The sequence below is a fragment of the Pseudoalteromonas sp. T1lg21 genome (assembly GCF_002964625.1).
Taxonomy (GTDB): Bacteria; Pseudomonadota; Gammaproteobacteria; order Enterobacterales; family Alteromonadaceae; genus Pseudoalteromonas; species Pseudoalteromonas gelatinilytica.
The window spans coordinates 206,463-216,218 of the sequence record NZ_PQBX01000041.1; the positions used below are offsets into that span (position 1 = coordinate 206,463).

At 41.8% G+C, this 9,756-nt stretch carries 9 protein-coding genes and 4 tRNA genes; 9 read left to right on the top strand and 4 right to left on the bottom strand.

The genetic code is table 11. From position 1 onward, the window contains the following. Positions 1-7: 7 nt before the first annotated feature. The 3 genes from C2M25_RS10165 to C2M25_RS10175 all read right to left on the bottom strand — a co-directional run bounded on the left by C2M25_RS10165 (position 8) and on the right by C2M25_RS10175 (position 3,540). Entirely contained in the window at positions 8-2,164 is a 2,157-nt protein-coding gene (locus C2M25_RS10165; RefSeq protein ID WP_105181038.1) for an ATP-binding protein, read from the bottom strand. A gap of 117 nt (positions 2,165-2,281) precedes the next feature. Further along, positions 2,282-2,938, bottom strand: a complete 657-nt coding sequence (locus C2M25_RS10170; protein ID WP_105181039.1) for a helix-turn-helix transcriptional regulator — start codon at positions 2,936-2,938, stop codon at positions 2,282-2,284. A 230-nt stretch (positions 2,939-3,168) separates the two neighbouring features. Continuing rightward, positions 3,169-3,540, bottom strand: a complete 372-nt coding sequence (locus C2M25_RS10175; protein WP_063701102.1) for a histidine triad nucleotide-binding protein — start codon at positions 3,538-3,540, stop codon at positions 3,169-3,171. A gap of 105 nt (positions 3,541-3,645) precedes the next feature. Between C2M25_RS10175 and C2M25_RS10180 the strand changes: the two genes are divergently transcribed. Next, positions 3,646-4,266, top strand: coding sequence for a DUF2057 domain-containing protein (locus C2M25_RS10180; RefSeq protein WP_063701104.1), 621 nt, complete (start codon positions 3,646-3,648; stop codon positions 4,264-4,266). 53 nt (positions 4,267-4,319) lie between these two features. Here C2M25_RS10180 and C2M25_RS10185 read toward each other — a convergent pair whose 3' ends face one another. After that, positions 4,320-6,164, bottom strand: coding sequence for a M1 family metallopeptidase (locus C2M25_RS10185; RefSeq protein ID WP_105173921.1), 1,845 nt, complete (start codon positions 6,162-6,164; stop codon positions 4,320-4,322). A 145-nt stretch (positions 6,165-6,309) separates the two neighbouring features. Here C2M25_RS10185 and murB point away from each other — a divergent pair, with 145 nt between their 5' ends. From murB to C2M25_RS10225, 8 genes are all read left to right on the top strand, one after another. After that, positions 6,310-7,320: a UDP-N-acetylmuramate dehydrogenase gene (gene murB / locus C2M25_RS10190; RefSeq protein WP_063701108.1), complete on the top strand. Its 1,011-nt coding sequence runs from the start codon at positions 6,310-6,312 to the stop codon at positions 7,318-7,320. After that, positions 7,317-8,309 carry a bifunctional biotin--[acetyl-CoA-carboxylase] ligase/biotin operon repressor BirA gene (gene birA / locus C2M25_RS10195; protein WP_063701111.1) on the top strand — a complete coding sequence of 331 codons (993 nt, stop codon included), beginning with the start codon at positions 7,317-7,319 and terminating at the stop codon, positions 8,307-8,309. The genes murB and birA overlap by 4 nt, the downstream gene beginning before the upstream one ends. Next, positions 8,306-9,004 (top strand): type III pantothenate kinase, encoded by a 699-nt coding sequence (locus tag C2M25_RS10200; RefSeq protein WP_063701113.1) that lies wholly within the window; start codon positions 8,306-8,308, stop codon positions 9,002-9,004. The genes birA and C2M25_RS10200 overlap by 4 nt, the downstream gene beginning before the upstream one ends. 117 nt (positions 9,005-9,121) lie before the next feature. Next, positions 9,122-9,197 (top strand) — tRNA-Thr (locus C2M25_RS10205). Between the two features lie 40 nt (positions 9,198-9,237). Then, positions 9,238-9,322 (top strand) — tRNA-Tyr (locus C2M25_RS10210). A gap of 44 nt (positions 9,323-9,366) precedes the next feature. After that, positions 9,367-9,441, top strand: a tRNA-Gly gene (locus C2M25_RS10215). Between the two features lie 13 nt (positions 9,442-9,454). Continuing rightward, positions 9,455-9,530: transfer RNA gene (locus C2M25_RS10220), tRNA-Thr, on the top strand. A 136-nt stretch (positions 9,531-9,666) separates the two neighbouring features. After that, positions 9,667-9,756: GTP-binding protein (locus C2M25_RS10225; RefSeq protein ID WP_233997923.1), on the top strand; the 90-nt coding region annotated here is incomplete at its 3' end.

Consider the following 9,756-nt stretch of genomic DNA (forward strand, 5'->3'; position numbering starts at 1 on the left):
CTAGCTCTTATGCTAACTCACTTCTAACATGCTTCAAGTAGGCCTGTAGGCTTTCTTGCCATAGCACTAAGGCTTCGGTTAATGATTCTTTCAAAGGCTTGTTGTCGAGTAGCTTACGCTCAATTTTCTTGAGCTCTAGACCATAACGGTTAAAGCCTAGTTGTAAAGCGGTGCTAGCTTGGCGGTGCAAAAGTTTAATACACTGATCTTTATCGTCTTCAACGAGTTGTTGACAGCGAATGAGTTTGTTCCTTGCAGAGAGTACAAATTCATTGTAAATCGATGAGACTTCATCTTCACTGAATGAGCTGACAAGTGTGGCAGCGGCTGTTTCATCATAGAGTGTATCGCGCAGCTCAACGGCAATACTCGCAGCCTGATTGCTTTGTGAGTCACTGAGTGCTTGGCGCAGTTTTTGTTGCTTTATTGGTTTGCCAACAATGTCTTTAATACCAAGTGCTAAGTACTCTTTTATTTCATCAGGACTAAGACTCGCGGTAAACGCTAACACCGGGGTTCGTTGGTTTAAATGGTCGATGGTTTTGAGCTTTTTCAACACTTCTTGACCAGTAAGGTCTGGTAAGTTCATATCCAATAGCACCACATCAAAGTGATGCTTCTGCATCAGTTCAATGGCGCTAGTTCCGTCTTTTGCAAGCTTGATTTTGTGCTCGTCATCGGCCATAAATTCAATGGCAATTTTCTGATTTAAATCGAGATCTTCAACTAATAACACGTCCAGGCCAGTAACATAATCTTTTGATTGGTGGCGCTGCTCAACGAGGCTGAGCTCACCAATCGCAAGAGAGATATCAAAACTGAAAGTACTGCCTTTGTTTAGCTCACTTTCAATATTGAGTTTGCTGCCTAATTTATCTAATAAACGGCTAGTAATCGCTAAGCCAAGGCCTGTTCCGCCTTTTTCTTTACCTGCACTACTTTGTACATAAGGTTCTGTAAGGTAGGCAATTTCTTCATCTTCAATACCTGGGCCTGAGTCGATTACACTAACACGAACAAGGTGATCTAATTGCCCTTCGTTGAGCAGTTTCACATGAATTTTTACTGCGCCATGGTCAGTAAATTTAATCGCATTACCCACTAAGTTAATAATAACTTGTCTGAGCTTTTGTTGGTCGCAGTAATAACATGCTTGATCGGGCAAGTTGTATATAAGTTCAAACTTTAAGTGTTTTTGCTCTGCTAAAGGACTAAGCAAAAGGCAGAGGTTATTGAGCCAGGTTTTAAACTCGACGTCTTCTTCGTAGAGCGCTTCATCACGCTGATCTAGGCTGGCGTAGTCGAGTACTTTATCGACCAGCAAGTTGAGTGACTCAGCTGAATTAATTATTGCTTCGCAATAAGGCTTATCTCGTGGATCACTCGATTGGTTCATGATTAGCTGTGCACTACCTAAAATGCCATTTAACGGTGTGCGTATTTCATGGCTGATAGTTGATAAGAATAAGCCACGAATTTCTAAGTCTTTGTGTGCTTTTTCAGCTAACTGATTAAGGTTTTGCTCGCGGCGTTCATTACATAATAGTGCCATACCGGTTGCATAAAACATCGGCGCAATAACACCATTTATAAATAAAGTGATACTAAACCAATTTGCAGAGAGTAGATTAGCTGTTGTGACATCTCCCATCATTAAGGTTCTGCCTGTAAATATCGCCAGAATAATGCTGAGAATTAAGATGTAGACAATACTGCCATTGGGGTAACTTTTACGGCCATTTCGAATGAATAATGCCATTAAAAACAACGCTTCAATTATATGCTGGAGATCTGAAACCAAAATTCGACTACGTAACTCGGCGCTATCAGTGGCAAGGTAAACCATGGTCATCGCGAGCACCACCGTGATCGCAACAAAGGTTTTAAAACCGACGCATTTGGCATTTAAAAATTGGCATATCGCGAGTACATGAATAATGGATGCACTAAAGAGTAGGGTGTTTGCGATAGCAACACTAGCAATATTATTGATATGGCCATGCAGTGCAAAACTCATTACCGATGCAAACATCACTAAAGGGTAGAAAATATAGAGTAAGGTGCCCGGAGTATTATTATTGGTTCGCCATGTAAGGTAATTAAGAAGGGTCATCACTGCCATCATGGCAGCAGTGGCATAATATAAAGTGGCTGAGTCGAGCATTGTATTTCCGGTGTTTTGCAATCAGTTTGAGAATAAAGTCAATTACTGCGTTTAGCAACCAGAAACAAAAACAGACGCGGTTGCGTCTGTTTTAACTAGTAGGATGTTTTGCTTGGTTTAGCGAATTTCGTCAGGAATATTTTGCTGTGCCCAAGACAATAGCTCGATACGGTTACGACATTTAGTTTTTCTAAATGCACTGTATAAGTGAGTTTTAACTGTATGCGGGCTGATGCTTAAATCTTCAGCAATTTCTTTATTTTTCGAACCTTTACTCATTAATGAGATAATTGCTTTTTCACGTTTAGTAAGTTTAACCGGTTCGATGTCACCATCTGTCAATTTGTGGAGTGCGTCTTTATTGAACTGCAACATACGATTTAATGCATTACACATGATGTCGCGGCGATACCATAGTTGATCTTCAAGTAATAAACGAATGCCTTTCATTAACACATCAGCATTGTCTGTTGTGTAGAACACACCACGAATACCACTTAAAAGAGCACGGTTTGCAAGTTCAGGGTTTTCATCTAAGTTAAACAATACGATATCGCATTTCATTCGTAGATTAACTAGTTGTTCTTTTAACTTGCTCCACGGATCTGTGCTTGACGTTTCAATAAATAACAAGCGTGTTCCTTCTGGTACTTCAGAAATATCAGTACCAGATGTCACTGCTAGTCCTTGTGTTTTTAACAATGGCTCTAATACGTTAATGCCAATAGTATTAATTGGCTCTGGATCTAATAATAAAAAGGCTGAACTACTCATATATATACACTCTTGAATAAAGTTGACAGTTAAATCCTATCACGCAATCCACCCCTTTCGTATTAGAAATTTCTGAGAGTTGTGCAGGAAAAGTACAGTTTGTGTCTGTTTTGTGTCAAAAATTACAGTTAGTTAACTAATCGCAATATGTTAACTAACTGATATATATTCATTATAGCCAAAAATAATATGTTTGTGCTACTTTTTACAGTTGTTTACATATCAAAGTATTAGATTGCGTGTTTTTTCTTGTCTTGATAAGGAGGCCAGCCCATTTCTTTACCTGCCAGCATATGTAGGTGTATATGGTACACGGTTTGCCCGCCGTGGTCATTACAGTTCATTACGACGCGAAAACCGTCTTCACTGAAGCCAAATTGCTTAGCGAGTTTTGCTGCCACTACATATAAGTGACCGACTAAAGCGGCATTTTCTTCTGTTACATCATTTATCGTTGCTATTTGAGTTTTTGGGATGATCAGCACATGAAAAGGGGCTTGTGGGTTAATATCTTTAAAAGCAAGAGATAAGTCGTCTTCATAAACAATGTCTGCAGGGATCTCTCGGTTAATAATCTTTGTAAAAATAGTCTCTTGGCTCATACTTAGCTCTCTTATAAATGTGGTTAAATGACCGCCCACTAATGACAAACTTTATTTGCAGTGTCAAACTGAAACTGCCGCAAGTTGAACAACCAAGGAGTGAACATGCGTAAGTTAGTATTACTGAGTAGTGCGTTAATGCTATTTAATAGTTTTAGCAGTGTAGCTGAGACTATTCACTTTCCAGAAGAGTTTGTGCCTTTACAAGTCGGGGATCGCCTTATTGAGCAGTCTTTTTTCAGTCGTGTTGATGACGTTGAGCTTGCCCCGGGTACATACCAAGTAAAAATGAAATACACCGATCTTTTCGAGCAAGGCTATGATGATCATCAAGTCGTAGAGTCTGAGCCTTTTTGGGTTGAGGTCACGGTGGAAAGTGGCAAAGACTATGACCTAGTGTTTAATCGAGCCAGTAATGCAGTGGCAGCAGAAGTGTTTGCCGAATCACCGCAAGTAAGCTTAAAGGCTAAGGGCAGTGAGCTTGCTGTACCGTTATCTATTATTGGCTATCGTGCAGCTAGCGCGCCTGTACAAGCTGTAGCAACTGCTCCTGTTGTTGCAAGTAGTAAACCCGCGACTGCAACTCCTGTCACATTGCCTGCAAAAGTACCCGGCGGACAAGCGGGTTTGAAAAATACGCCAAGTGCAGCTGCAATGCTTGAGTTTTGGTGGCAGCAGGCAAGCCCAGAAGAGCGTCGGGCTTTCTTACAAAAAGTAAGTAACTAATTTTAACTATTAAAAAAGGCGCTGATTGCAGCGCCTTTTTAGTGTTTGATAACTTATTTTGCGAATAAGTCGTCAACGGTACCTTGTGCAAGTGGGTGGTAACCCGGACGTGCTTTTAAGTACACATCATGTGCCCAGTCTTTTTTACCGTTTTTAATAAGTGCTTTATATAGTGGCACAATTAATTTACGGCGACCGATGCTTGATAGGTGTTTATCAAGCGCAGGGTAAATTGGTTGATAACCATTTCCTACCGCTAGCATGAACCATGCGAAAGCACGCTCAGCATTAGTTGACTGTGTTAGGTTGAATTGGTTATCAAGCTCAGTCATTTTTTCAATGCTTAAATCGCGAGGTAGATTATTTAAGAAATGTAGCCACTCATGAACTGACCAATCAGATGTTGGTAATTGAGCTGCGCTAATCTCACCGTTTAACCATGTTTTGGTGACTGCATCAACTTTATCGAAAGCATCAGACGTTGGATTTGGTGCATCGCTTGGTAAACCAGGCTCAAAGATCCACTCATTAACTTTATCCATGCTGACTACGCCTGGATATTTGTCGATCAGATTTGCTTTTAAGTAAGTAACAAATTGAGCTGTTGTTAGAGACTTGAACGAGAACTGATCAAAGTAACCTTTTACGAATGGGTCGAACTTGTCACGGCCAAATTTGTTTTCTAAATAAATTAAGAAAAGTTGACCTTTGGTGTAAGGCACTGAACTAAATGCATCATCAGGATCGCGGCCATTAAGTTTTAAGTTAAGACGCGTATCTGCTGCTGGCAGAGTTTTAAGTAATGCACGTAAACCTGCTGCATCAAGCGCTTGTTCCATCACTGCACGGTCACGGCCAAACACTTCTTCCATAATGCGGTTTTCAACGTAAGACGTGAAACCTTCATTTAGCCATAAATCTTCCCACGTCGCATTAGTCACTAAGTTACCAGACCAAGAGTGAGCAAGCTCGTGAGCAATTAGGTTTACTAAGCTTTTATCGCCAGCAACAACCGTTGGTGTGATGAATGATAAACGTGGGTTTTCCATGCCACCAAATGGGAAGCTTGGCGGTAGCATTAATAAGTCATAACGACCCCATGCGTATTCGCCGTACATAGCGTTCGTTTTATCGATCATCGCTTGCGTGTCGTTAAACTCAGCAACTGATGCATCTAAAATGGTTGGCTCTGCAAAGATACCTGTTTGCTTAGACATGGCTTTATATTCTAAGTTACCAGCACCAATTGCGATTAAGTATGGCGAAATTGGTTGTGGCATATCGAATAAGTAGTCGCCATCTTTATAAAGAGCATCTTTATTGTCAGCACTCATTACTGCACGAATGTCTTTAGGCGTGTGAATACGTGCTGAGTAAGTTACGCGCATTGCTGGCGTATCTTGTACTGGGATCCAACTACGAGCATGAATTGCTTGTGATTGGCTGTACATAAATGGATGTGACTTACTGGCTGTTTGCTCTGGTGTTAACCACTGCAAACCTGAAGCTTCTGGGCGGCTGTTGTAGTAAATACGTGCTTTAACCGCTTGGCTTTTAAATTTAATTGTTAATTTTGAGCCCTTCACGTCATCACGTGCAGCAAGGGTGAAGTCAGCTTTGTGCCAGCTGCCTTTTTTATCTTGATACATTACTTTGTCGATATCTAAATCGCGCGTATCAAGAACAAGTGTTTTGCTGGTCGCATTGTGCCAATCTAGCGTGTGCTCAACAAAACCCTCTAGTTGTTTGTCATCAAAATCAACATCTAAATCTAGTAGTAGGTGAGTGGTTGTTACGTCATCTAAGTTTGCGTAAGTGTGTTGGCTGATTGCATCTGCAGTTGCTTGAGAGCAAGCACCGGCCATCGCAAGACTTAAAAGTAATGGTTTAAACTTCATAATAACCCTGGAACGGAAATGAAAAAGAGCCCGTTTTATAACATGATTAGTGCAGTGGGTTGAGTGATTTTTACAATCTAATGCGTATTTTGCGACGATAGGTTACACTAATGCGATTAGTTACCGGTAACCTTTGAGGCGTTTTGTGGCTCAGTCCCTGCAATCTTTTCATACCTTTTCTTTGCCAAGCCAATGCCAGCATTTTTATCAAATTGATGAAGTGAATCAGCTTTTAAGCACAGACTTTTCGTCTCCCTTTTGTATTTTAGGCGAAGGCAGCAATACGGTGTTTTTATCTGACTATCAAGGGTCTGTCATCCATATGAACACGAAGGGCATAGATATAGAGCAACAAAGTGATGGCTTTTTATTGCACATTGCAGCCGGAGAAAACTGGCATCAATTAGTCGCCATGACTATTGCCAATGACATGCCTGGGCTTGAAAACCTTGCTTTAATACCTGGAACTGTTGGTGCTGCACCAGTGCAAAATATAGGAGCTTACGGTGTAGAGCTTGAAAAGTTTGTGAGCTATGTCGACTACTTTGATATTGCCACCAAAGCGATAAAGCGCCTAACTAAAGACGAATGCCAATTTGGCTATCGAGACTCTATCTTTAAACATGCATTGAAAAATAAAGCGGTGATCACCCAAGTTGGGCTGCTGTTACCTAAAAAATGGCAGCCAGTACTGAGTTACGGACCATTGCAACAGCTTTCAGATCCCTCTCCACTGCAAGTGTTTGAGCAAATCATTACAACCAGAAACAGTAAACTACCAAACCCCAGTGAACTTGCGAATGCGGGCAGTTTTTTCAAAAACCCAGTGATTAGTAATGAGCAACTAGCGTTACTTTTAAAGCAGTACCCTGAGCTACCTCACTACTATGTGGATGCTGAACATCATAAAGTTGCGGCGGGGTGGTTGATTGAGCAAGCTGGGTTAAAAGGCTTTAAGGTCGCCGGTATTGAGGTTCATCAGCAGCAAGCGTTAGTGCTTGTAAACCATGGTAACAGTACAGGTGATGATTTAATTGCCATGGTAAACCATGTTCAACAGCAAGTTTGGCAAAAATACCAGATTGCTTTACAGCACGAAGTGCGACTGATCAATGCCGATCATGAGTGTCACATTGAATTGGGAGCTTCATCATGAAAGCGCCAGACGGAAATAAACTCGCTATTTTACAAGCACTCAATACCGGTGGTTTTATTTCTGGTCAGCAATTGGGTGAGCAATTAGGTATTAGCCGTGCAGCAGTGGGTAAGCATATTCATTCATTGCAGGAAATGGGGCTCGATATTTTCAAAGTCACGGGTAAAGGGTATTGCCTTAATAATAGTGCGGGCTTACTGAACAAAGATAAAATCGGTCAACATTATAGTGAGTTAGGTGGTTGCACCGCGAATGTTGAAGTGCAGCCTATTATTGACTCAACCAATAGTGAGTTAATGCGTCGCTTACAAACTGATGCTCCTCTTTATTCTGGTAGCGTGTTAGTTGCAGAAATGCAGCAGGCAGGAAGGGGGCGTCGCGGTCGAGTGTGGCAATCACCCTTTGGTGCAAACTTATACTTCAGTTATTTTTGGCGCTTGGATGATGGTCTACAAGCTGCCATGGGGGTCTCAATTGCTGTTGGCCTTGCCGTTTACGACACGCTGAAAGCGTTATATCAGTTGGATATAGAGCTTAAGTGGCCCAACGATATCTATTTAAACCGCGAAAAATTAGCCGGTGTATTAGTTGAGCTTGATGGTCAGCCACAGGGGCCTTGTCAGCTTGTTATTGGCATAGGTATTAATTTACATATGCCAGAAAGTGCCAGCCAGCACATAGACCAAGCTTGGACCGACTTAAGTCAGCACGTGCAAGGGTTAGACAAAAATAAGCTGGTGGCCTATTTATGCTTTTATTTGGAAAAACGCTTAGCGCAGTATCAACAATCGGGCTTAAACGATATGTATCTACAGTGGAATCAGTTAAACGCATTTGCTGGTGAGTGTGTTGAACTTAATACTGGACATCGTAGCTGGCGCGGTATTTGTGAAGGTATTGATAACCAAGGTGGCGTGCGTATTCGTCAAGATGGCGAAGTAAAAAGTTACTATGGCGGTGAAATCTCATTACGTAAGGCAGAGCTATGAAATTGTTAGTTGATGTGGGTAATACCGCCATTAAAGCGGTTTTGTTTGATGGCAAGGCTTATCAAACATGTGAACTCAGCAGCTTGCCTTGGCTACAAATAAAAGAGCTAGTTTATGCCTGTGTGGGTAGCACCGAGCTGCTTGCACCATTATTAGCACAGGCGCAGCAACACGCCGTTCCTTACTTCGAAGCACAGGTGAGTGCAAAGCTAAACACGTTAAGCTGTGCCTATCAGCAGTATCAAAATCTAGGAATTGATCGTTGGCTGGCTGTCATTGCCGCGTATGTCGAATTCCCCGAGCAAAATTGCATTATTATCGATGCCGGCACTGCAACAACAATTGATGTACTCAATAGTGAAGGTGCACATCTAGGTGGTTGGATTTTACCAGGCCTTGATTTGATGACATCTTCACTTACCCAGAATACCCAACGCGTGTTTGATGATGGACAAACCCCATTTGCGACTGATTTAGGCCGTAATACGCCAAATGGCCTCAAGAATGGCGCGATGGTTGCCACTATTGGCGCAATCGAGCAGGCAAAACAGCATCTTAATCAACAAGATTGTCATTTATTATTTGCTGGTGGTTACGGCAAATTACTTGCTGAAGCATTTTTGGACGCCCAGTTTGACAGCTTGCTCGTGTTTAAAGGACTGAATTATTGGCACGAATTAACTATAAAGCAGTAAAAAAACGCGAATTTGCCTGAATAGTGAGCGTTTAACACATAAATTCACATTTTTTTTAATTTTATGGTTGCATCACAATAAACCTTACCTTAGAATCTCGCCCCGTACTAAAGCAGTGCCGACTTAGCTCAGTTGGTAGAGCAACTGACTTGTAATCAGTAGGTCATCCGTTCAACTCGGATAGTCGGCACCACTTTCCTTTTACCGGAAGTGACTTAGTAAAGAATTTTCGTGGAGGGGTTCCCGAGCGGCCAAAGGGATCAGACTGTAAATCTGACGGCTCAGCCTTCGCTGGTTCGAATCCAGCTCCCTCCACCACTTTATTCTTGACGGTTAGAGGTAGTTTAAGAACAGGTTCCTATGCGGGCATCGTATAATGGCTATTACCTCAGCCTTCCAAGCTGATGATGCGGGTTCGATTCCCGCTGCCCGCTCCAGATTTCTGGTGTTGCTGATATAGCTCAGTTGGTAGAGCGCACCCTTGGTAAGGGTGAGGTCGGCAGTTCAAATCTGCCTATCAGCACCAGTCTTGAGAACTCATCTTAATTTCTTCCTTTATCTGTCAGAAAAAACTATTTGAAATTTGAAAAAATTAAATTAATCTACCCTCGGTGGATTATTTTCATATGTAATCTAGATACACAAAACTGATAGGTTCCGTCATGGCAAAAGAAAAGTTTGAACGCGTAAAACCGCACGTAAACGTTGGTACAATCGGCCACGTTGACCACGGTAAAACAACTCTAACAGCA

Excerpts from the sequence above, each read along its gene's own strand:
- C2M25_RS10165 (WP_105181038.1), bottom strand. The coding sequence starts at position 2,164 with ATGCTCGACTCAGCCACTTTATATTATGCCACTGCTGCCATGATGGCA.
- C2M25_RS10170 (WP_105181039.1), bottom strand. The coding sequence starts at position 2,938 with ATGAGTAGTTCAGCCTTTTTATTATTAGATCCAGAGCCAATTAATACT.
- C2M25_RS10175 (WP_063701102.1), bottom strand. The coding sequence starts at position 3,540 with ATGAGCCAAGAGACTATTTTTACAAAGATTATTAACCGAGAGATCCCT.
- C2M25_RS10180 (WP_063701104.1), top strand. The coding sequence starts at position 3,646 with ATGCGTAAGTTAGTATTACTGAGTAGTGCGTTAATGCTATTTAATAGT.
- C2M25_RS10185 (WP_105173921.1), bottom strand. The coding sequence starts at position 6,164 with ATGAAGTTTAAACCATTACTTTTAAGTCTTGCGATGGCCGGTGCTTGC.
- birA (WP_063701111.1), top strand. The coding sequence starts at position 7,317 with ATGAAAGCGCCAGACGGAAATAAACTCGCTATTTTACAAGCACTCAAT.
- C2M25_RS10200 (WP_063701113.1), top strand. The coding sequence starts at position 8,306 with ATGAAATTGTTAGTTGATGTGGGTAATACCGCCATTAAAGCGGTTTTG.